The following is a 24,364-nucleotide window of genomic DNA, read 5'->3' on the forward strand; positions in this document are numbered from 1 at the left end:
ATGAAAAAAAATGCTTTGACCCAAATCGCTGATTGTGATTTACCCCACAATGGTCATTAGAACTTGCCAGAATTTTGTTTTGTAGAAGAGTGGATTTTGTTTGTCTTTTTAAAGAGCAATAGCGGCTATTGCGAATTATGGGTTTAAGGTATATAAAATCCGATTCTTCGTCGTTTTTTTATGTCTCGTGTCACAATATAATAAGTTGGCAAACGTTTACTGTCATAGATAGACCAATGTGGATAGATGAGTCTCGTCCAGACTTTATTGTAAGGCAATTTCCTTTGTCAACTCGATTTCTCGTCAACTCATCAACTCGTCAACTTAATAAAATATGAATAAGATAAAACAGATTATGAGTCTTGTCACTTGTCTGATGATTCTCCTTTCGGTAGCTGTGTTGCGCAGCAACAAGATTTGGGGCAATCAGCTTGGCGGTGAAAAGACAGAAGTTGCCGACAGTCTGTCGGCAGGACCCGTCGTCACGAACGACGATGGAAGTATGGTGGTAAACACCACATCCCTTGGCAAAGACATCCAGGGTTTTGCCGGCACCGTGCCCCTTGAAATTACCGTCCGCAACGGTGTGGTGGAGAGCGTCAGGGCTCTCGACAATCAGGAGACCCCCTCTTTCTTTGCCAATGCCGCCACATTATTTGATAAGTGGAAGGGCAAGACGGTTGGAGAAGCCCTGGCGATGAAGGTAGATGCCGTTTCGGGAGCCACTTATTCGTCGCATGCCATAATAGCGAATATGCAGCGCGGACTGCAGCTTGTGGCTAAGAAGCAGGAGGCAGACCGTGGTCCAGCCCTTGCTGATGTGTTGTCGCTGAAGAATGTGGTAGCTCTCATCGTGGTGCTCCTCGCCGCTATCCTGCCGCTCTTTGTCAAGAACCGCCGTTACCGGCTTGTTCAGATGGTGCTCAATGTTGTGGTCCTCGGTTTCTGGTGTGGCAGTTTCCTTTCGTACACCTCGCTGATGGGATTCCTTGCCAATGGCATGAACCTATGGCTGACTCTCGTTCCGGTGGTGATGATCGTCACGGCGTTCGTATATCCTCTTTTCGGCAAGAAGAGCTACTATTGCGCCCATGTCTGTCCGTTCGGTTCGCTGCAACAGGTTGCCGGTCAACTAATCCCTCATAAATTGAAGATTGGCGCTGCCACGTTGCGCTTCCTCGACACGTTCAGACAACTGCTGTGGGCAGTACTCATGTTGCTCTTGTGGAGTGGCGCTTGGGCAGGCTGGACCGACTACGAACCCTTCTCTGCCTTCATCATGGATCAGGCTTCCCTGCCGGTAATCATAATTGCCGGTGTCTTTGTAGTGCTGTCGCTGTTCGTGCAGCGTCCGTATTGTCGTTTTGTGTGTCCGATGGGTACATTGCTGAAATTGGCGCAGAAAGGAGAATAATCCACTTGTCAACAAAAAACAGATATGAAAATGAAATCATCATTCTTCCTCAACGTAGTGCTTGCCGCCGCTCTCCTTTGTGTCAGTGTGCGTCTTGCCACGGTGTCGGAAGAGAAATCAGTAGAGAAGACCGGCGGCACCTCCGCCGAAGTATATCAGAACATCATGACGCGGTCGTCGGTGAGGGAATATCTCGACACCAGCATCTCCGACTCACAGATAGACACGCTGCTCCATGCCGGAATGGCTGCCCCAACGGCAATGAACCGTCAGCCGTGGCATCTTGTGGTGGTGAGAGACCGTAGTTTGCTGCAGCAGATTGCCGGGCTGTGTCCTAATGCCTCTATGGCGAAAGACGCACCGCTCGCCATCGTGCCGTGCGGCGACATGAGCAAATATGAAGAAGACGAAGACGGGCTACGCGGCTTCTGGCCACAAGACCTCTCTGCCGTGACGGAGAATATCCTGCTGCAGGCACATGCCATGGGACTGGGTGCTGTCTGGACCGGCACCTATCCGTCGGAAGAGCGCTGCAAGGCGATGAGCCAGCTCCTCCGTCTTCCTTCCAATCTCGTTCCTTTCAGCACCATCGTTATAGGTTATCCCAAGGGCGACCAGCAGCCGAAAGACAAGTGGGACGAGAGTAAGGTGACTTATGACATGGGTAAATGAACCCCGTCTTAAGGCGATGTGCCAAGACATTTGCCCCATCCTGACTTTGACAGTGACATAATTCCAAATTCTATATTCTGAAACAAATGGGGCAAAACCTTGCCCATAACGCTGATTTTTAGTAAAATCAAGAATTTTCAAAAAAACTGTCAGACCATCTGGTTTTTCGTGGTAATATACTGATAAACAGATAGTTGACTACCTGGCAACTGTCAGCAGATTGTCTGGATGGTTTGAATACGAGATAAAAATTGTCAGGCGACAGGAAATCAGACGAATGGTATTCGGATGACAAGAATATGGATATTGCGACATCAACTTTTTGGGCAACCGCTTGGCATAAATTCTGCCCAATAGGGGCAACGTGCTTGCCCATGTTGGGCAACGTGCTTGCCCCACTTGGGCACGCTGCTTGCCCCAGTTGGGCAGAACTGCTGTCAGACAAGTTCCCAATAAGTTAATGTTGTAATACCCATATTCCTGTTTTACAGGATTCTGCCAACGTATGCAATTCCTCACATCTGACAAATCCTTTCATCAGCAAACCATCCAGACAATTGGCTGACAGTTGCCAGGTAGTCAACTGTCTGTTTGTCAGAATATTACCACGAAAAACCAGACAGTCTGACAGTTTTTTGGAAATTCTCGTTTTTACTAAGAATCAGCGATATGGGCAACTTTTACTTATGTCGACCAACTTAAATTAATTCTGCCAACGGGCATTGTCTATTTTTTTACTCCTCTGCTTGTCTTCTTATCTTTCCAATCCCTACATCGCAACCTTAGTAGAGACAACATTGCCGTTGCATTCCAAATTCAAGAATCTGAAACAAATGGGGTAGAAAGGCAATACTTTTGGAACTTCTATCCCTATTTTTCGGTATTTTTGTCTTTGAATGAAAAAAAACTGCCAATAGATTTTGTATGTATTATAAAACGTTATAAATTTGCAGTTAATTAGTGATAAATGTATATTAAAAATTGGGATATGCAGACGTAATGATAGTCTGCATGTTGAATATGCAGAAAAACTGTTATGTATGTAATCGTTAAAAGGTTATTTCCGCAATGCCAATAACAGTCTATTGGCGAACCTTCGACTTACAATATATATAAAAGAAAACAACATATATCTATATGAAAAGAATCCTTATTTCAGCCGTACTATCCTTATGTGCGGCAATGACATTCGCTATTCCTGCTAAGAAAAGCTGGAAGGTAGTTTCGCAGAGCGACGGCACCACAATCAAGGTGAGCCAGGCTGGCGATGAACACCTGCACTACTATATCACCGAAGACAACGTGCCCATCTATAAAGCCGCCGACAACAGATACTGCTATCTGACCATAGAAAGCGGCAAGCTCCATAACTCTGGTGTGCTCGCACATGAGTCAGCGGCACGGTCGGCAAAGGAGCTTCAGGTGATGAATACCATCCACGACCTTGCTCCCATAGCCCGCCAGATGGCGGCAAAAAAGAGAAGCGCCGCCAAGCGGTGTGTCAGACCGGACCGCTTGCCGAGCAAAGACGACATAAGTGTGTTCAAAGGCAGCAAGAAGGCACTCGTTATCCTTGCGGCATTTTCAGACAAGTCTTTTTCGAAAGGCGACGATGCCATAGTGAAATTCTATGACGAAGTGCTCAATCAGGAGGGCTATTCGCAGAATGGAGCGGCAGGCAGCGTGCATGATTATTTCAAGGACATGAGCCGCGGAGAGTTTGATTTGACGTTCGACATCGTAGGTCCGGTGAAAGTCAGCAAGTCGGCTACATATTATGGTGGTCCGTCGCCCATCATGGGAGGCGTCGACCACATCGGCGAGTTCATCACCGAGGCGATTAAGAAAGCCGACGAGAAATGCGACATCGACTGGAAGAAATACGACTGGGACGACGATGGCGAGGTGGAACAGGTGTTCGTGCTCTATGCCGGATACGGACAGGCAACGGGAGGACCTACGGGAACGATATGGCCCAACGCCTGGACTCTGGATGAGGCTCTGCAGAACAGCGACGGCAACGGCGGATTCTCCATCGACGGAGTGTTTATCAACCAGTATGCATGCAGCAATGAGCTATACCTCGATTCGGGCACAGTGCCGATGGGACTCGGAGTGTTCTGCCATGAGTTCTCACACTGCATGGGACTGCCCGACATGTATGACACCAACTATGGGTCAACACCGACCATGGGCGATTGGGATCTGCTGGCTGGCGGAAGCTATAACGGACCGCAGGGCATCGGATGGTGTCCGGCAGGATGGACCAGTTATGAGCGCGCCTATGCCGGTTGGCTCGAACTGACAGAACTCAAAGCCGGCGACATTATAAAAGGCATGACGAGTCTGGAGGAGGCCGACGGCAAGGCATACGTAATCTACAACGACAACCACAAAGACGAATATTATCTCCTGGAGAACCACAAGGGCATGGGATGGGACAAGTATACACCGGAGAACGGACTCCTCATCATCCATGTGGACTACGACAAGGATCTCTTCGACAACAATATCGTAAACTCAAAAGGAGAGTTCACCCCAGCCGAGGGCTACGACAGATATTTCACCAACGACCACCCGCGTATGGCACCCTTCAGCAGGGTGAGAAGCATACAGAACGACACCTATTTCTATACCTATCCGATGGATGCTCCAAGAGGGGTGGTGGACAGTCTGACAGACACGAGCAAGCCGGCGGCGGAACTGTATAATGCACTTGCCGACGGTTCGAAGCTGATGGGCAAACCGGTATACAATATTGAGAAAGACGACGACGGTAATATCTCGTTCACCTTCATGACAAAGGAAAAGGAAACGGATGCTATACAGGATATAGCCATGGCAGAAGATACTACCGGCGACGATACCGTATACGACATCACGGGAAAGAAGGCAGGACGCATTGGCGACATCAAGAACGGCAGACTGAAAGCAGGCATATATATAATAGGAGGAAAGCGGCTCCAGAAGAAGGTACTGCTGAAGTAAAACGCATACAAACATAAATCACTAAATAAAGGAAAGGACTGATTATGAAGAAACTTTACACAACATTATTCATGGCGGCGGCGGCAATCGCCGCTTCTGCCCAGATTACGCTACAGAAGCCGGAAACCAAGTTGGCGACAGATATCACATCTACTGCTTTCACTGCCAACTGGGGCGCCGTGAAGGATGCCGACGGATATGCGGTGTTCGTATACGACCGTAAGCCGGTGACTGCCGATGGCGAGGTGACAATTGCCGACGAAGATTTCTCCGGCATAACACGCGGAAGCCTCAATGAGCCATTGGGAGGCGAGGAGGAATTCGTAGACCTCTCGGCATACGGATATGCACTCTCGTATGGATGGGGAGCCTACGCATTCCCTAACTTCATTCCGAGCATGGTGGCAGGACTGATTTACTCACCTTATCTCGACCTGCGCGCTGACGACGGTAAATACAAAGTCATCATTGACGCATACTGCTCCGACGGCGATGAAATCCGTGTGGAGAGCCACGGCAAGAACGGCAGGGAGATAAAGACACAGAAGGCCGTAGTGGAAGGCGGAGCAACAGGAATAGCCGAAGTGACATTCGATTTCGACAACGGTATAAAGGACCTCTTCTTCACCGTGATAAACAACACCGCGATGGATGGCAAACCTGACTATTTCGACCGCATTCAGGTGAAGCAGAACTTGAAGGCCGGCGATGTGGTGAATGTAATGGTTGGCGGTAACGAGGCAGTAGGCTCTGTAAACGAAGTTACCAACGACTCCGTGACATCTTGCCGCATCACATCATTGGCAAAATACACCAACTCAAAGGTGGTATACTACGACCTGTATGCTTCGGCAGACGATTTCTCCACACCAAACGGATCAATGCCTTACACCTTTGTCGTAAGTCCGTTCACAGACCTCGTGAAGGTGGATCTCACGGCAAGGACATCTGAAATCTACAATCCGGAGACCGACGGTATTGACAAGGTAAAGACAGATGCTGCAGAAAAGGTGAAGGACGACGTGTGGTATAACCTCGCCGGACAGCGCGTGAGCAGACCTACTAACGGACTGTATATCTGCAACGGCAGAAAAGTGGTAGTCAGATAAGACGTCTGTTCTCCTCTCTTATTGTCAGAGACAGGATTCCCTACTCAATAGCGAACTACGTTTCTGATTCGATAAACAACACTCATGACAATTTTTAAAAAGGCGATGATATGAAAAAGATAAATTATATACTCACGCTCTTGCTCCTCGCAGTGGGAGTGAACTGGGCAAAGGCTGACGACCAGACGTTGGCGCTGGGAAATTATGACGACCTTACGGCATACGACTGGGATGAGAACCAGACATACCAGGGCAGCTGGTGGATGGTTGCACCGACACAGCTTCAGGTGAAACACACCGGTGCGCAGATTATATATACCAAAGAGCAGCTCGCAAGCATGAAGGGAAAGGAAATCAAGGGCATCAGCTTCAAGTATTACAACCTTGCCGCTTTCCAGGCATACCCAAGGACAATCAACGTATGGGTGAAGGAAATCGACGACAATGCCTTCGTATATAACGAGGCGAAGAAGAGCTATTGCTACTTTGAATATTCTGATGCCACCAAGGCGGCTACGGACTTCACTTTCGACACGGATTTCCTTGACGCCTACAATGAGAACGGTGACCTTGCCATCAACTTCAACACACCGTTTGCCTACAGCGGTGAGAAGAACTTGCTCGTGACCATAACCTTTGATGGCGAAGACGTGACGGATAGCTCTACCGACATCGAGTTCTATTTCAATACCGATGCTCCGAATATGGCGATGTCGACATGCAGCGACAATACGACCTTTGCTGATTTCAACGAATCGGAAGACTGGCCTTATGCCAACGGCGGAGGTTCCACAATCTCTCATGCCACGAAGCTGAGCCAGCCTCTCACCCGTTTCACATATCAGGAGGCAAGCAAGCCGGTGGTGAAACCTGCCGAGCTGAGCGGCAGCGTGAAGTGTGGCGAGAGTGCAATTGCCGGTGCCAAGGTGGTTCTGACCAGCGGCGAGACCTCTCTTGAGGCTACATCAGACGCTGAGGGCGCTTACACCATAAACATCCCGGCTGAGGACATTGACAAGGAATATACCCTCACGGCAACAGCAGAAGGCTATGACGACTATTTGGCAGCAGAACCGGTGAAATTCACTTCAGGCGAGAAGAAATCTCTCAATATCGAGATGACGAAGAAAGACGTGCCTTCAGAACTCTCGGGCAAGGTGAAGTCTAACGACGACAACGCTCCTGTTGCCGGTGCTGTCATCACGTTGACAAGCGGCGACAACAAATACTCTACTACCTCTGACGAGAGCGGCAACTACACCATGACAGTGGTGAAGAGCGAGGAAACCTACACCCTCACCGCCAAGGCTGAAGGCTACGAAGACAAGACCATCGCAGACGTGACGTTCACACCGGGCGAACCGAAGACGCAGGACATCACGATGATAAAGATAGACAATCCGGCTACTATGCAGGGCAAGGTGACATGCAACGACGAACCTGTGGAGGGAGCTGTGGTGAGAATTGCGGCAAAGGACAACAAGTATGTTACCTACAGCGCCACGACAACCGCCGACGGTTCTTATAACATAAAGGTGGTGAAGAGCGAGAAGACATACACACTCACGGTGACCGACGGAGAATGTGAGGATTATACAGAAGACAATATCACCTTCACTCCAGGTGAGACTACTACCAAGAACATCTCGCTGACGAAGACTCCAGAGCCGGAAAACAGCGTGACTCTCGGCAAATACAACAAGATGCTCAAAGACGGAACGGAGGAGGATGTATATGAGGGACACGGATTCTCATGGGCGGCAGCTCCAACGAACTTCACTCACCAGTATACCGGATCTGAAATCATCTACACCAAGGAGCAGCTCGCAAAGATGGCTGGCAAGGCTATCACGAAGGTAAACTTCGTCTTCCACAACGAAAGTGCTTACGACGCTTGTCCTCGTACAGTGAAGGTATGGGTGAAGGAAATCGACAGCGATGCATTCGACTATGACGACAAGGCAGGCAGATACAAATTCTATGAATATGAGGATGCCACAGTGGCAATCGCTGGATATGAATATGAAGGAGAGCTATACAACTATGCCGGAGGAAACGGAGAACTGGAACTCACCTTCGACCAGCCTCTCAACTATAGCGGCGACAAGAATCTTCTCATGGCGCTCACCTTCGAGGGAGAGAATACCTGCAATGTGCTCGACTTCAACTTCTTCTACAATCCTGACATGAAGAAGAAGGCAATGAGCTATTTCAGCGACAGATACACCTTTGGCGACTATGCAGAAACAGAAGACTGGCCATATCTCAACGACGACTGCGTCAATTCATTGGAACAGCCTGTCACCCGCTTCTTCTATACAGAGGCTGATGGTATCGTAGACATCACTACTGGCAACAAGACCACTGTAAACGCTGATGGCAAGGCATACAACCTGGCTGGTCAGAGAGTGGGCAAGAGCTATAAGGGTATCACGATACAGAACGGAAAGAAGTTTGTGAGATAACGCGGCAATAACAAATTCGTTTGTCCACAACATCCATAGGAGAAACCTGTAATGATGATTCAGACAAACGAATAATATGGTGAACAAGAACATGTTTGCCGGTATAACAAAAAAGCCAGCAGTGGATTGTATTTCCTACTGCTGGCTTTTTTTTATTCTATAGTCAACTTGTCAACTCGTTACTTGTTAACTTGTCAACTTGTTACTCGTCAACTCAAAACATCCTATTTCTTCCAGTCATCCGTTCTGAATGAACTTATTGGCAGTCCGTCGCAGAACAGGTCGCCGTCTGCCCAGTCTTTGAAAGCATAGCGGACGCTGACGGGATTTTTCACCTTGTCGCTCTTCACGTAGAGCTTGCTGCGTTCTATCCATGCCTTGGCAGGATGGAACACGCTGTCAGCACCAGCCACCTCAACGAGGTCGCTCTTCAGACCATTCTTGCCGTATATCCACATTCCGGCACGGTCGAACGATACCACGGCAGTGTCGCCCTTGAACTCCACATTCTTATAGCAGGCGCTCTCAGAAGTTATACCCTTTATTCCGTAAGTCTTGTCGAGGGCGAGCAGGGCGAGGCGCATTCCGGCAATCTGCTTCTTGCGAGGATGAATGCCATATTCCAGTCCGGCATCCATAAGCACCGCCATTCCCACGTTCTTGTTCATCTGTTCCGCCTTTGCCTGCTGTTCGCGCAGGAAAGCACTGTTATACTGCTGCCAGTTGATGAGGCTATAGTCGTAAGGCGCTATCTGACAGAAATAGAACGGGAAGTCACCCCTCTGCCATTCTTCTCTCCATCCTTGTATCATGCGGGAGAAGAGGTCGGCATAGTAGCTGGAGCGGCTCACGTTCTCTTCGCCCTGATACCATATCACACCACGCATGGCGATGCTAGCGAGAGGATGGAGCATACCGTTGTAGAGCACCGTAGCGGTGCGGTTTTTTGATTTTATCGTTTCCTGTGATTCCGGCAGTTCTATCTGTGGAAAAGCCTTCAGCCAGTCTCTTCTCATCCATGCCTCGCATGAGGAACCGCCCCATGAGGTGACGATGAGGCCTACGGGAACGTTGAGCATCCGTCGGAGCTCGCGTCCGAAATGATATGCCGTGGCACTGAAATCGCGTACTGCCATTGGCGATGCCTCCTGCCATGACCCTACAACATCCTCTTGCGGTTCGAATTTGCTCGTACGCTTCACGGTGAAGAGACGCATCTCTTTGTCGCTGCTATGGAGTATGTCCTCCACGGCATTCTCCACGGGCTGGTTCTTGAATCCCTTCATCGGCATCTCCATATTGCTTTGTCCGGAACATATCCACAGTTCGCCCATGAGTATGTCGTTGACAACAGTCTTTTCGCCATCGTTGAATGTGATGGAGTAGGGACCGCCGGCAGACGGTGTAGTGATGCTGACTTTCCATTTCCCGTCATTGTCCGTCTTTGTCGTTATTGTCTTTTTGTTCCACGATGCCGTGATCTTCACCGTGGCGTTTGCCTTGGCAGTTCCCCAGAGGTTGGCTTCCGTCTGTTGTTGCATCACCATACCGTTGGAGAATATCCTTGGCAGTGTAACCTTGGCGCTCGCTGTTGATGCGGCAGCGATGATGGCGCCTAATATTAATATCTTCTTCATGTATTTGTTTGTTTCTTATGTTCTTGTCAACTCGTCAACATGTCTACTTGCTGATCATTATCGGAGATGTAAGTCCCGACGGCAACAGGTCCTTGCTTGCGCGGCGGTATTTGCCGTTGGTCCATATTCCTGTGAAAGGCGCCTTTCCCTCGTCGTTGCCTTGTAGGGCATTTGCCCATGTGTTCACCACGACAATTTTCAGCGAGTTCTTGCCCTTCTTCACAGCCTGCGTTATGTCTACGGTGTATGGCGGACGCCATGCAGTGCCGCACTGCTTGCCGTTGACGTATACCGTAGCGATGTCTGCCACTGTGCCGAGGTCTATCACTACGCTCTCGTCCTTGGCTGGAGAATGCTTTCGTTTGAAAGTCGTTTCATAGGCAGCATGGCCGGAATAGTATCTGATGCTGTTGTCGTCGGTAAACGATGTCCAGTCTTTCAGTTCCTTCATCTCCACCACCTTTCCTGTGGTTTCGAACGTCACCTTCCATCCGTTGTTGTCTATCGGCATCATCTCGCCGACGTGTTTGGGCTGATAGAGATAATCTGCGTCAATCTCATTGTCGGTGAACACATAGAAGAGGGCGTCGTCGGCAGCGAGAGCTATCTCACTGTTGGCGTCAACCTTCATTGTCCTGTTGTGTTCGGCATCTATGATATAGCAATAGCGTCGTGTGTCGCGGAATTTCGGAATGAAGCTCTTCGCTTTGCCGCTCTGGTTGCTCAAGAAATAGATGTCAGCATCGTCGGCATGGCGGTGGGTAAAGTCTATCCCTTCTGGCAGCGATGCGTCGCGGCTGATGCCTATCGACGAGAGGTCGCTCTCGCGCCACACATCTTTGATCACGGGAACACCGAGTCGTGCTATTGAGTCTAAGGTGTTCCAGCAGTCTATGTGGCGGTCAGGGTTCATGGGGCGTGCCTGTGGCACTACGATGACACTGTATGCTGTGCCGCCTCTTGTCACCAGTTTGCCGTTTTCAATGCGGCAGCCGTCGAGGGCATCGTGATTGAAGGAGTCGTAGCGGTAGCCGTTCAGCGTGTTCACCCAATGTTCGGCTTTCGTCATGTTCCTGGTGTGTGTCACTCCCACCGGACTCACCTCAAGGGGCTGTCCGATATTCGCCTTGCGTGCAGCCTCTTCCTTCAGCGTAGTCTCACTGAAGAGTCCCGGCAACGATTCTGTGAGTCGTTCCGGCAGGATGGCGCGGCGTGGCATCTCGTCGCCGGTATATATGGCGATGTCGCTCACGGGGCGGCCGTATTGCAGAAGAGCCTGTGTCTTGGATATATAACTGCTGAATGCCGGCATTTCTCTCCACCATGTATTGTCGCGCTGGAAGAAGGTGCCTATGCCGTCGAGTGTCATTCCAGGCTTCTTGTCGGTATAGGGGTTGTGGGTGTTCACATGGAACACGATGCTGTTTATGCCAATGCAATAGTTGTGGTCGAGGAGTCTCTTGAGCATTGCCGGATGTTCGTCCCATGTGCCTCTCACCTCTGTGAACCCTTCTGCCTGTATGATGTTCTTGCCGTAGATATGCGCTCCGCTCACGGCATCGAGCATGTCGTTGGGTTTGTCGTGTGTGGGACTGTTGAGCCAGAACTCGCCCATAGGATAATCGGCAAACTGATAATGGCGCAGTCCGTCGCTTACCATCGTGGGGGCCACGCACTCTGTGGAGAGCTTCACTCCGTATTCGTCGGCAAGGCGTCTTACTTCAGTGAAGAACACGTCGTTGACCAGATCACCGATAGTGAGGCGGATGTCTCTCAACACCTTTTCAGACTCTTCAGATGACTTCAGCGGCACTCCGGCATAGAGAAGCAGCCATGGCTTGAGGTCATAGCCGCGACGCTTTTTGAATTCATCCATGAAATTGCTGCTCCAGTTCTGTGAACCGGCTTCCCAACTGTCTACATGCAGTCTGGTAAGCACTTTCCTTGCCACGTCGATGGGAGCATGGCGGTAGATGGCGGCAAACCAGTTGTCGAACTGCTTGTCAACGGCGGCTGCCGAAAACTTGTCGCATTCCAGTCCTCTGCCCCCTCCGCCAGTGGCGTTGGTATGACCTGTTGACGTGTGGCCTATGCGTACGAGGTGCCATTTGCCTTTAGGCAGCGAGAAAGCCAGCGGTGCATCAGTGGTTGACGGGCGCCTGAGTCTTGGTGTCAAGTCAATGACCTTCGATGGGTCTACACATTCCTTGTCGTCTACAGGGAAATACTTTGAAACCCTCCATACTGCTCCCGACTTCCCTTCGTAACCGTCGATGACAGGTTCCGAACCGAGGTTCAAACCACCGATCTTCAGGTTCGGTTTCCATTTGGCGGCATCCATATCCTCGCTGCCGGGATTGCTGCCTTCCGGAGTCCAGCAGAACTTGAAGTAGCGTGCCGTAGTAGCCGGTATGGCATAGGTGGCGAGTGCATCAGTGTTCTGCCATCCCTGTCGGGCTGGAGAAATCTCTCTGACGAACTTATAGTCAGTGCCGTTGTCAGAGGCATACACATTGAATCGGTGAGCCTGGTAGTTGTTTCCACCCGTCACAATCTCCACGCTACGCAGTGTGAAAGGCTTGTCGTATTCCATCACTATGTCGCAAGGTTTCGATGACTTGAAAGGAAATTCCACCGATGCTTTAGGTTTGTTGTCGTCGCAGTATGTGGCAGGGTAGGCAAGGAGGGCAATGTCCTCGTAGTAGTCGTTGCTGATCTTCTGCGGACGAGGCATAACTAAGTTCCTTATGCCTCCACCATTGATGATGGTGTCGCTCCATACCACCCTCTGCATCGACTCCTCAGGCTTTATCCATGGTCCGCCGGCAAGGGCGAAACCATCACAGATGTGTATTCCCATCTCCAGGTTGAGGCTGTCGGCAGTGTGGAATACGGTGTCCATACGCTTCCACCATTCCGGTGAAAGCTGTTCTGAGTCGCCGCCGAGTCCTTTGCCGTCGGCAGCCGATTTTATGGGCATCAGATAGAAGCCCTTGATACTTGCCTCTTTCATCGCCTGCAGGTCGAGGCGTATACCCTCGTCGCTGACGTTGCCATACATCCAATACCAGAATGTCCAAGGCAAAGCACTGTCGGTAGGCTTTGCGAATTGTTCATACCATGTGGGTACGTAATCTGTCTGAACTGTTGTCGGAGCTGCAAGCAACGGGGCGGCAGCGGCTGATATCAATAGAGTGGCTATTCTTCTCATTTTCGTTTTGTCAGTTGATATGCAATGTCGCTTTTCCTGTCGGAATGCACTTGCAAATCATCTTGTCTGTCAATCATCTTTTTCTGTCAGAAATACTATGTTAGTCAAAATGCAGTGTCACCTCTCCTGTGTAGCTGCCGTTAGCCCATACGGGCTGTGCAGAAGGACCATTGAGGTCGGTGGTGTTCACCTTGTTGCGTACGGCAGGGATTACCTGCATCATGCTTATTCCTGTCTCCGGCAGTGTATAGAGCAGTTGGTCGCGTCCGTCGCGTGGCTGGTATACGCCGACGTAGTCTTTGTCGGTGCCTGGACAGATTGTTATCATACCCGTCTTGGTCTGTAGCTTCATCCACTGCACTCCGGCGAAATAGCCCTTGAACTCAGGATAGTCGAAGCTCTCTCCAGGCACGGGGTCGTTGTAGTCGTTTGCCCACACGCCGAGTTGCGGACCGTGTATGCGGTTTTTCCACACTCTGTAAGGACCGCATCCGAGCCACTCCTTATGCTTCACTTCTGTTTCCGGCAGGTCGAACTTCACTCCCATCAAATCTACCACCCCATTGAAGATATATGAGTAGACGAGTCGTGCTCCGCCGTCTGGCGCTATGTGCCACTCAGCTTTCTGCAGTGAACCGAGCTTATATGTAGCTGTTACGATCAGAGTGTCGTTGGCTCCTTCGGTGGCAGTGAGATTGTCAAACTTGCCCTGTTCGGCATATTCTTCGTATGTGGTCTTCTTTTTCTCTGCCTGTGGGTCGTCATGGTTGTAGAACTGGTCCATAGAGCGGTCTGCACGACGGTATGCAAAGAACTTCGGACCATTGCCAAACTTGTAGTCACCCTTCTTTGTGGTGACGCTTGCCAGACTACCGTCCTTCTCGTTGAAGGTGAAAGTCACATTGCCCGCCTTCACCACACCGCCGTTCATCTGTGGTCGGTTGCCAGTGGTGGCTGTCTTGGCGAATGGCTTGTCAGAGTCTTTCAGTTTGAATACCCATGTGAAGAGATCCTTTCCGTATTGGTCTGTAGCTTTCACGCTCAGTGCCTCGGCTCCGTTTGGAACGGCAGGCACGGAGATTGTTCCCTTGCTGTCGGCAGGGATGTCGGCACCGTTCACGACGCCTTGTTTCAGACTGCTCGCCTTGGAACCATTGTATTTCAAGTAGCTATAATCAAATTTCACGCCTTTTAGCGAGAGGAAATTGTAACGGTTTTCCACGTTCAGTCTGCCGTCGAAGTGTTCAGGCATGCTCACCTGCACAGGGCACCATATCTGTTTCACCGTGTAGTAGCTGCCTTCCTTCTCATGGTGAGGACCAACGATGCCGTCGGCTCCATAGTTGCCTACGTTGTCAATCATTCCACCCATGTCCACTCGCTTCACGCCTTCGTCAACGAGAGCCCAGATGAAACCTCCGGCGCAGCGTGGCCATTGGCGCATCACCTCCCAGTAGTCGTAGAGTCCGGCTCCTGCTCCTCCATCGTAGAGGGCGTGCAGGAATTCTGTAGGCATCCATATCTCCGGTTTGCGCATATATTCGTTGCTCTCGCCGTAAGAGCGGTAGTGCATGGTCTCGTAGCCGCTGAAATTGCCCTGCGGATGAAGCACCGGACGCTTCTGTATGTCCCATTTATGGAAATCGCCGTCGAGTTCAGTGTTCCATCCCTTTTCGTTTCCGTTGCTCCACCATATTATTGACGGGTGGTTGACGTCGCGCGTCACCATCTCACGGATTAGTTTCTGTCCGTTGATTGTCTCGTGATGGCCATGCCATCCGCTCAGTTCGTCCATTACGTATAGACCGAGACTGTCGCAGATGTCGTAGAATTCAGGATCGGCAGGGTAGTGGGATAGGCGCACGGCGTTCATGTTCATGCTCTTGATGAGTTCAACGTCTTCGAGATTCTTCTGGTAAGACAGAGTGCGTCCCGTTTCCGGTCTGAAGCTGTGTCTGTTCACACCGCGTATGTTCACCTTCTTGCCGTTGATATAGAGACCGTCGCTTTCTCTTGTCTCTATCGTGCGGAAACCGAACTTGTCCTTCTCTACGTGCAGTGTCTTGCCGTTGGCATCGATGAGAGAGAATGCCACTTGATAGCGGTTCGGTGTCTCTGCCGTCCATAGCTTGGGGTTGCTTACTTTGAAAGCCACGTCAGCATGGTCGCTGCCGTGGCGCACGTCTGTCGTGTTTTCTGCCACCTTCTTGCCGTTCATGTCGCTGATGGTAGTCTTCACCTTGGCTCCCTCAATAGTATGGTTTAGCAGCACATAGGCGTTGAACTCACCGTCGGCAGTGGCGTTGATGGCTGTGCGCTCGATATTGAGAGCCGGTTTGCACACGATGAATACAGGGCGGAAGATACCTCCGAAATTCCAGTAGTCGGCGCGGCGTTCAGAGAGATTCACTCCGGCGTTCTCGCTCTCTTTGCTCACGGTGACTTCCAGCAGGTTCTTCTTGTCGCCGAAGAACACGCGGTCTGTCACGTCGTATGTGATGCGGTAGAAAGCTCCCATGTGCTTGGAGCCTGCCTTGCGCTTGTTTATCATCACCTGGGTGTCGGTCATCGAAGCCTCAAACACCAGTTCTATATGATGGTTTGCCCATTCCTTTGGCAGCTTGAACTCATATTTGTACATACCTTTCTCGTCGGCGATGCCGTCGGGGAATGCCTTGCCGTAGAACTTCATGCCATACTGGAAATTGCCGAATCCCTGCAGTTCCCAACATGATGGCACACCGATTTTCGTCCATTTTCCGGAGTTGTTTCCACCTGTGCAGAAGAAGTCCCACTGCACCATATCGTCACATCCATGACCGCTCAGATATTGTCTGTGTGTCATGACGTCGTTTTGTGCCGTCGCGCCGATGGATGCCGACAGCAAAGCCAATGCTGATATAATCGTTTGTTTCATATTTCTTTTAGTTGACGAGTTGACAAGTAAACAAGTTGACGAGTAAACAAATTGACAAGTTGACCGGTTGACGAGGATGCTGGTGCTCCTCATAAACCTCTCGCCGATTTGTTTTCATATATGACGCATGAAATATGAAAATGTACTATTACATACCTTTTGTTCGTAGACAATGTAGTAGTCTGTAATGTCTCTATTTACAGGGCAATGTCGTAGTATGCAAGAATATCAGTTCTTGTATTTCTTTTCTATGGCCACAGCCACGGTATGTCCCATTGTCCATGCCGCCTGCAGGTTGAAACCGCCAGTCACGGCATCCACATCGAGCACCTCGCCGGCAAAATACAGTCCGTCGTGGTCTTTGCTTTCGAGAGTGGAATGATTCACGTTCTTCAATGACACACCGCCACAAGTCACAAATTCCTCCTTGAATCTGCATTTGCCGTCCACCCTTCTGATGTCTGCCGTGAGGGTGTTTACAAGTTTGTTGAGGCCCTTGCGCTGCAGTTCGCCCCATCTGAGTTGTGGGTTCACCTGTGAACGCTCGATAAGATGCTGCCACAGACGGGCATTCAGATGTGGGGGATATGCACTTGCCAGTTGCTTTTTCGTGTTGGATGCGCTGATGGCTGAAAGTTCTTCCGTCACTTCCTCCGCTTTCCTGCCGCCACACCAGTTGATGCAGATATCCGTTTTGTATTCATGTTCATGAAGGAATCTTGCAGCAAGGCTCGACAGCTTCAGTATTGCCGGACCGCTCATTCCCCAATGTGTGATGAGTAACGGACCGTCAGCTTTGAATTTAGTGCCAGGTATGCTTGTAGTGGCTTCTTCCACCACCGTTCCCATCAGTTTTGTGATGCCGTCACCTGGCAGACACATGCTGAAGAGCGATGGCACCGGATTCTCCGTAATGATGTCGAGCGGACTGAACATATTGAGCTGACTGGCTGCCGGTGTGCCTCCTATTGCCACCACCACGCAGTCTGCTGTTGCCGAACTTCTGTTTCCGCCGAACCGCAGCGAGTATTTCCCGTTCTCCTTGTCGTGGGAAATCAGTTCTACGCGGTGCCCGGTGAGGAGTCTGATGCCGAGACGGTTGATAATCTGCGTCAGCGTGTTTACAATCTCCATTGCGTCCTGAGAAACAGGAAACACGCATTCATCCTCCTGTGTGGTCAGCCTCACGCCTTCGTTCTCAAACCACTCGTATGCATCGGTATGGCTGAAGCCCTTGAGTAGTCGCTTCATCAGTCGTTCGCCTCTCGGATAAATATGGGCGAGGCTCTTCACCTGGTTGAACGAGTTTGTGAGATTACACCGTCCGCCACCCGTCACCGATACCTTGGCGAGCTGACGTTTGCCGCCCTCGTATATCGTAACGTCAGCCTCAGGTAGTCTGCGCTTGATGCCTATTGCCGCAAAGCAGCCTGCTGCACCTGCGCCTATCACTGCGATATGCATTCTTTGTCTGTATTATTTCTGTTTAAAAGTAAAAATGAAAACGGTATGCAAATCTACCACATTTTTGTGAAAGATAAGCATACCGTTCCTGTTTTTGTCATATCTGCTGTCGGCATCAGCCGTCAGCAGATAGAATATCCGATCGGATTATCATTTCTCTCTCAAGAATCTGTAACCGAAGCGCTCGCATGCAGCCCTCTCCAGATCCTCGCGCACGGCAGGATCGGCAATGGCTATCAGAGCGTGGGCACGCTGTGCGAGGTCTTTGCCCTTGAGATAAGCTCCACCGTATTCCGTCACCACGAACTGTGTCTGGAAACGAGTAGTCACCACTCCGGCACCCTCTGTGAGCACAGGCTTGATTTTTGATATTCCCTTGCCGGATGATGCGGTCATGGCGATGAACGTCTTGCCGCCTTCCGACAACGCACCGCCATACATGAAGTCATGCTGACCGCCCACGCCGGAGAAGAGACGCGTACCGATGGAGTCGGCACACACCTGACCAGTCAGGTCCACCTCAATGGCAGAATTGATAGACATCACCTTAGGGTTCTGACGGATACGGAATGGATCGTTGGTCCATGCCACATCTTTGAATACCATGTCCTCGTTGTAGTCCATGAAGTCATACAGGGCTCTTGAGCCCAGAGCGAGCGATGCCACGCTCTTGCCAGGCATTACAACCTTCTGTGAGTTGTTGATGATGCCGCTCTTTATCAGAGGCAACACACCGTCGGTCATAGCCTCGGTGTGCAGACCCAGGTTCTTGTGGTCTTTCAGAGCGTTGAGCACGGCGTTAGGAATACCGCCAACTCCAATCTGCAATGTCGCTCCGTCAGGAATCTGCTCGGCGATGAAGCGTCCTATCTTCTCCTCCTTTTCGTTAGGCACTGCTGTAGGCACCTCTACCAGCGGGTCGTCAACCTCTACGCAGGCAGCGATGTCGTTGATGTGGATAAGCGGATCGCCATAAGAGAACGGCATCTGCTTGTTCACCTGTGCGATGACAATCTTGGAACATTCCACAGCACTCACTGCAAGGTCGGCAGAGATACCATAGCTGCAGTATCCGTCCTCGTTAGGAAGCGACACGTTGAGCAGTGTCACGTCGAGAGGCAGATAACCCTCGCGGAAGAGCGCCGGCACTTCGCCGAGGAAGCAAGGTATGATCTGAGCTTCGCCGCGGTCTACAGCCTTGCGCACGCTGTTGGCAATGAAGAGGCTTCGCGGTATGAATATGTCGCGCAGCTCTGTGGTGGCGTATGGTGCGTCGCGTCTGCCAACGGCAAAGGCAGAGTACATCTCCACGCCCTTCAACTCGCTGGCGCGTGCTGTGATGGCATCGAGGAGCACCTCAGGAATAGAAGTGCTACCCTGGATATATACACGGTCGTACGACTTAATCAGTTTTGCAGCCTCGGCGGCTGATACATAGTTTGGTTTCATAAATATGTTTGGGGTTTTAGAGTTGGCAAGTTGACGTATTGACGAGATTATAACGTACTCTTGTCGGTTGACGAAAGAAAAGTCTTTCGTCGGTATGACGAGTTGACAAGGAGCTTTCACATTTTCAATTGGTTAAGGCAGATCTTGCATCATCCCACCTTAATATCTCCTCGTCAACTCGTCTTCTCGTTAACTTGTCTACTTGTCCAAAGGATATTTCTCGTTGAATATTCTCAGTCTCTCGTCGAGCATTGGGAAATGTTCGTCGCGCAGCATCGATGTGCAGACGCGCAGTCCCTGCTGTTCACTGCCTGTAGTGCGCAGCGAGATTGCCGATATTCCGTAGTGGATGAGTTCGGCGAGCAGGTCATCGCCGGAAAAGCCCTTTCTTCCGATGGTGAAGAAGAAACCGTCGCTCACGTCTTGGTCGAGGTCCTTGTCATACACGATGTGGAAGCCGTTCTTCAGGAACACCTCCTTCAGCAGAGCAGCCCTGCGGGCATACTCCCTGTTTTCGGTCACGAAGTCGAGCTTTCCGTCGCATGCCGCCTCATACATCGCTGCCAGTGCGCACTGTGCCGAATGGCAAACGCCCGACGACAGTGTGTAGAGCACAGTGAATATGAAAGCGCGTCCCAGTGTGTCCATGCCGAGAGTCTTCTCCAGATGCGGATACACACGGTTGAAGAGCTTGTCGCTGATGGCTACCGTTGCCACGCGCTCGCCGGCATAGCTGAATATCTTTGATGCCGAAAGCATGAGCATGTAGTTGTCGGTATAGTGTGCCACGGTAGACTGATACGGAGCCTCAAACGGTTTGCCGATGTATTTGCGGGAGTCCATGCCCAGATAGGCAAGGTCTTCGATTACCACGGTGTCGTATTTCGTTGCCAGCTCACCGATATACTGCAGTTCCTCCTCCGTGAAGCAAACCCATGTAGGGTTGTTGGGGTTGGAATAGAGTATCGCTGCGATGTTGCCTTTTGCGAGATGACGCTCCAATTCCTCCTTCAGCTTTTCGCCACGGAAGTCATACACGTCGAACATATCCTTCTTGTAGCCCAACACGTTGGCCTGCAGTGGCTGCACTGAGAAGCCAGGGTTGATGAAGAGGATGGTGTCCTTCTTCTCGTCGAGATGGTTTGTCACGATGAACGAGGCGAACGTACCCATCATGGATCCTACTGTAGGGATGCAGCCCTCAGGGTTGATGTCCACGTTGAGGAATGCCTTGACGAATCTCGAAGCCTGTTTCTTCAATGGTGCTATACCTGAGATGTTAGGGTATTTCTGTGCCACTCCGCTGTCGAGGGCCTTCTTCTGGGCCTCGATGCCGATTTGGCTTGCCGGCAGACCCGGCGAACCCATCTCCAGATGCACGAATTTCTGACCTGTTATTTTCTCCAGTTCCTCTGAGAGAGCCACGGTCTGGCGAATGGTAGCATTGCCGACATGCGGGATGTGCATCTTCTGCAATACCTCGTTTACCGTTTCTTTACTGAAAGGAATTTCCATAAAACTGTCCTTCTCTTATTTGTTGATATGCTTGTCAGCCACTTCCAGTCCGGCTCTGAAAGCCTTCAGGTTCATCTCTACGATAGCCTCGCCCTTGCGGCCGAACACGTTGCGGATACCTTCCTCGATCTTCTCCACCTCGATGCCGAGGAATGGAGATGCAGCACCGAGCAACACGATGTTTGCAGCGCGTGGTGATGCCACTTCCTTGGCGATGGCGTCAACGTCGAGCGATACATGATGGTCTAATGCCTTGATTCTGTCGAGCAACTCCTGCAGTTCAGGATAGTTAGGAATGTTGATGAATGGGGCGGTGTTGGTGATGATCCATCCGTCCTTCTTCAGATATGGCAGATAGCGCATAGCCTCCATCGGCTCGAGCGAGATGATGAGATCCGCCTTGCCCAGAGGAATGAGGTCTGATGATATAGGATCAGAGCTGATGCGCAGGTTTGACTGCACGTCGCCGCCTCGCTGGCTCATTCCGTGAACCTCAGCCTGCTTGATATATAGCTTCTCCTTGATAGCGGCAGCGCCTATGATGGTTGCGATAGAGAGGATTCCTTGACCTCCCACTCCCGAAAGAATTATGTCTGTATTCATAATGCTGTTCCTCCTTTGTTTTTACTTTTTCTTGTTGTGGCGGCGAGCCGTCTGAATGCACTCTCTGCGTGGGATTACCACGCTCACTCCGTTGTAGTTCAACTCCTCGCGGATAACGTTCTGCATCTCTTCCATGTGCTGTGGCAATGGGATAACGACGCGCACGTGTTCTGGCTCTACGCCGAGACCGCGGCAGATGCTCTCGAGTCTGCCTGTTCCGGCAGAGTCCTGTCCGCCGGTCATACCGGTGGTGAGGTTGTCAGAGATTACCACAAGGATGTTTGTCTTCTCGTTCACTGCGTCGAGCAGTCCTGTCATTCCAGAGTGTGTGAATGTAGAGTCGCCGATTACGGCTACTGACGGGAACTGTCCTGCGTCAGCGGCACCCTTTGCCATCGTGATGGAAGCACCCATGTCGACTACAGAATGCAGAGCCTGGTATGGTGGCAGATAGCCCAGTGTGTAGCAACCGATGTCACCGAACACACGGCTGTTGTCATACTCCTTCAGCACGTTGTTCAGAGCCTCGAACATGAAGCGGTGGCCACAACCCTGGCAGAGTGCTGGTGGACGTGGAACCACGAGCTCGCAAGCCGGGTACACCTCCTCGTCTTTCAGTCCGAGGGCAGCGATGATATTGTCTGGAGTAAGCTCTCCTGTGCGTGGCACCTCTCCAGTGAGTCTTCCCTTGATGGTGATGTCCTGATCAAGAACACCGCGCAGCATCTCCTCAACAACAGGCTGTCCGTCTTCGAGGATGAGCAGTGAGTCGCACTTCTTTGCCAGTTCCTTCACCTTGTTTACAGGCAGAGGATACTGCGACACCTTGAGCACTGGGTAAGGACATCCGTCCTTGAAGTGCTCCATCAGGTAGTTGTAAGCGATACCGCAGGCGATGATTCCCAGCGAAGTGTCTTTGCCGTCTATGAACTTGTTATACTTGGAGTTCTCAGCCTCAGCCAGGAATTCCTTCTGCAGGCCAACAAGTCGCTCGTTGCGCTTGCGTGCCACAGCCGGCAGCAATACCCAGTCCTTAGGATTTGACGGGTATGTCATTGGGTTCTGGTCTTTGATTTCACCAGTAGCCACTACGGCGCGAGAGTGTGCCATACGGGTCACCATTCTCATCACCACCGGCACCATGTGCTTCTCCGACAGTTCGAAGGCATCCTTCATCATGCCGTAAACCTCCTGCTGTGATGATGGCTCAAACACAGGCACCATGGCGAACTTGCCATAGAATCTTGAGTCCTGCTCGTTCTGTGAAGAGTGCATAGAAGGGTCGTCGGCAGCCACTACCACGAGTCCGCCGTTTGTTCCTGTCATTGCCGAGTTAACGAAGGCGTCGGCACACACGTTCATTCCCACGTGCTTCATGCAGACCATGGCCCTCTTGCCCATATACGACATACCGAGAGCTGCCTCCATGGCTGTCTTCTCGTTTGCCGACCAACGGCAGTGGATTTTTCTTTCGGCAGCCAACTGGTTGCCCTGAATATACTCTGTGATTTCTGTGGATGGAGTTCCGGGATATGCGTAGACACCCGAAAGTCCCGCATGAATGGCACCCAAGGCTATAGCCTCATCGCCAAGTAGCAAAAGTTTTTCATCCATATTCAATAAGGTTTTTATAATATTGGTTGCAAATATAATGCTTTTTCTTGATTTAAAACAAGAAATTGGTAAAATATTATTATTGTCAGATAACCCTCAAAATATAGAGGTCCTGTCCGAAGCCCAATGGATGAAGGACTTCGGACTTTATCTTTCCAGAAGCAATCCCTCTTTAAACCCAAATCGCTTTCTATGTTAATATCCAAATGTTTTGACCATTATTTTCAATTTATGCTGAGATTTTATATTCAGGGGTGAATGTTTGGCGATTTCTGACCATGGCTGTGACCAAATGTACAAGTTTGTTCTTGACATTGTTCAGTGCAACCTGCTTCTTCTTTCCTCGTTCTACGAGGCGCATGTAGTACCTCGCCATAATGGGATTGAAGTTGACGGCAGCTAGTGCCGCTTGCGTCAGCATGGCCTTTATCTGGCGGTTAGCCATATAATGTACATGCGGATCGGAATGCACACTGGTTCCCGAATCTTTGCCAAATGGAGCTAGGCCGTAATAGCAGGCAATCTTGCGTGAGTCGTAGTTGAAACGCCGGAAGTTGTCGGTGTACACCATCAGGCACACAGCGTTCTGCGTTCCTATGCCAGGCACCGAGGTCACGATGGTGAACACCTCGGTGAGTTCCTCGTCCGACTTGATGAGATCGGCAATGCGCTTATCTATCTTCTCTATCTCCTTATTGAGTTCAGAGACGATGTGCCGTCCGCTCTGCGAAATCATTGTCTTGACTGGCGACTTCTCCATAGTGAGTCGCTTTTCGCCTCTACGCACCTGGAAACTGCATCTGTGTCTTACGATCATCTGACGGTATAGGAACAGCTCACGCAGTTGTGTAAGCGACTCGCTAAGAGGCTCGTACATAACGGCTTTATCGTAATTCCTCATGGCGTATTCTGCAATCATCGAGGCGTCAGCACGGTCAGACTTCAATCGTCTAAGACCAGATGCGTCTTTGATGCTCTTTGCGTTCTCAAGCCACATGTCGTAGCCTTTACCGTAGAGGAAGTTGCACAGTCCCTTGCTGTAGTCGCCCGTGTTCTCGCCACAGAAGAGCCACAAGGACGAGTCGATACCGCAGGAATTCTGCTCAACCCACTTGACCAACTGCCTATAGCCAGACACGGTTGTCTTGAACTCGTTGAACACTCTAGCAGCGGTTTCTGCCAGTCCGTCTGCAAAAAGGATAGCCACATCAACTTTTTCTTTCGAAAAATCAACTCCGATAAATAAATTCTTCATAACTTTGTACGAGTTATATTGTGTAGAATTGGTCAATAGTTGTATGGACTA

14 protein-coding genes are annotated in these 24,364 nt (G+C 50.6%); 5 read left to right on the forward strand and 9 right to left on the reverse strand.

Annotation, left to right across the window (positions count from 1 at the left end; translation table 11 throughout):
• The first annotated feature begins 334 nt into the window (after positions 1-334).
• The 5 genes from ACDC99_RS01670 (at position 335) to ACDC99_RS01690 (ending at position 8,648) form a co-directional block, all read left to right on the forward strand.
• Positions 335-1,414, forward strand: coding sequence for an FMN-binding protein (locus ACDC99_RS01670; protein WP_370755560.1), 1,080 nt, complete (start codon positions 335-337; stop codon positions 1,412-1,414).
• A 24-nt stretch (positions 1,415-1,438) separates the two neighbouring features.
• A complete protein-coding gene (locus ACDC99_RS01675; protein WP_370755562.1) occupies positions 1,439-2,086 on the forward strand; it encodes a nitroreductase family protein in 648 nt (215 codons plus the stop codon).
• A 1,137-nt stretch (positions 2,087-3,223) separates the two neighbouring features.
• Positions 3,224-5,074, forward strand: coding sequence for a M6 family metalloprotease domain-containing protein (locus tag ACDC99_RS01680; protein ID WP_370755564.1), 1,851 nt, complete (start codon positions 3,224-3,226; stop codon positions 5,072-5,074).
• A 44-nt stretch (positions 5,075-5,118) separates the two neighbouring features.
• A complete protein-coding gene (locus tag ACDC99_RS01685; RefSeq protein ID WP_042519355.1) occupies positions 5,119-6,183 on the forward strand; it encodes a hypothetical protein in 1,065 nt (354 codons plus the stop codon).
• Positions 6,184-6,293: 110 nt separating this feature from the next.
• Positions 6,294-8,648: a carboxypeptidase regulatory-like domain-containing protein gene (locus tag ACDC99_RS01690; protein ID WP_370755566.1), complete on the forward strand. Its 2,355-nt coding sequence runs from the start codon at positions 6,294-6,296 to the stop codon at positions 8,646-8,648.
• Positions 8,649-8,872: 224 nt separating this feature from the next.
• On the opposite strand, the gene ACDC99_RS01695 is transcribed toward ACDC99_RS01690, so the two are convergent.
• The 9 genes from ACDC99_RS01695 to ACDC99_RS01735 form a co-directional block, all read right to left on the reverse strand.
• Positions 8,873-10,285: a sialate O-acetylesterase gene (locus ACDC99_RS01695; RefSeq protein WP_370755568.1), complete on the reverse strand. Its 1,413-nt coding sequence runs from the start codon at positions 10,283-10,285 to the stop codon at positions 8,873-8,875.
• A gap of 43 nt (positions 10,286-10,328) precedes the next feature.
• Positions 10,329-13,496 (reverse strand): glycosyl hydrolase, encoded by a 3,168-nt coding sequence (locus ACDC99_RS01700; RefSeq protein ID WP_370755570.1) that lies wholly within the window; start codon positions 13,494-13,496, stop codon positions 10,329-10,331.
• A 100-nt stretch (positions 13,497-13,596) separates the two neighbouring features.
• On the reverse strand, positions 13,597-16,413 hold the full coding sequence (locus tag ACDC99_RS01705; RefSeq protein WP_288309910.1) for a glycoside hydrolase family 2 protein: 2,817 nt from the start codon (positions 16,411-16,413) through the stop codon (positions 13,597-13,599).
• A gap of 228 nt (positions 16,414-16,641) precedes the next feature.
• The gene (locus ACDC99_RS01710) at positions 16,642-17,877 is read right to left on the reverse strand and encodes an aminoacetone oxidase family FAD-binding enzyme (RefSeq protein WP_370755572.1); all 1,236 of its coding nucleotides are present in this window, start codon (positions 17,875-17,877) and stop codon (positions 16,642-16,644) included.
• Between the two features lie 150 nt (positions 17,878-18,027).
• Positions 18,028-19,326: an acetyl-CoA hydrolase/transferase family protein gene (locus ACDC99_RS01715; protein ID WP_022317610.1), complete on the reverse strand. Its 1,299-nt coding sequence runs from the start codon at positions 19,324-19,326 to the stop codon at positions 18,028-18,030.
• 198 nt (positions 19,327-19,524) lie between these two features.
• Positions 19,525-20,841 (reverse strand): aminotransferase class I/II-fold pyridoxal phosphate-dependent enzyme, encoded by a 1,317-nt coding sequence (locus tag ACDC99_RS01720; protein ID WP_042519358.1) that lies wholly within the window; start codon positions 20,839-20,841, stop codon positions 19,525-19,527.
• Positions 20,842-20,856: 15 nt separating this feature from the next.
• Complete coding sequence (locus tag ACDC99_RS01725; protein ID WP_278839766.1) at positions 20,857-21,444, reverse strand: indolepyruvate oxidoreductase subunit beta; 588 nt, start codon at positions 21,442-21,444, stop codon at positions 20,857-20,859.
• A gap of 21 nt (positions 21,445-21,465) precedes the next feature.
• Complete coding sequence (locus ACDC99_RS01730; protein ID WP_022317613.1) at positions 21,466-23,058, reverse strand: thiamine pyrophosphate-dependent enzyme; 1,593 nt, start codon at positions 23,056-23,058, stop codon at positions 21,466-21,468.
• Positions 23,059-23,287: 229 nt separating this feature from the next.
• Positions 23,288-24,313, reverse strand: a complete 1,026-nt coding sequence (locus ACDC99_RS01735) for an IS110 family RNA-guided transposase (protein WP_042517114.1) — start codon at positions 24,311-24,313, stop codon at positions 23,288-23,290.
• Positions 24,314-24,364: the final 51 nt, after the last annotated feature.

Origin of the sequence: Prevotella pectinovora, from assembly GCF_041323955.1 — a bacterium.
Classification (GTDB): Bacteria; Bacteroidota; Bacteroidia; order Bacteroidales; family Bacteroidaceae; genus Prevotella; species Prevotella pectinovora.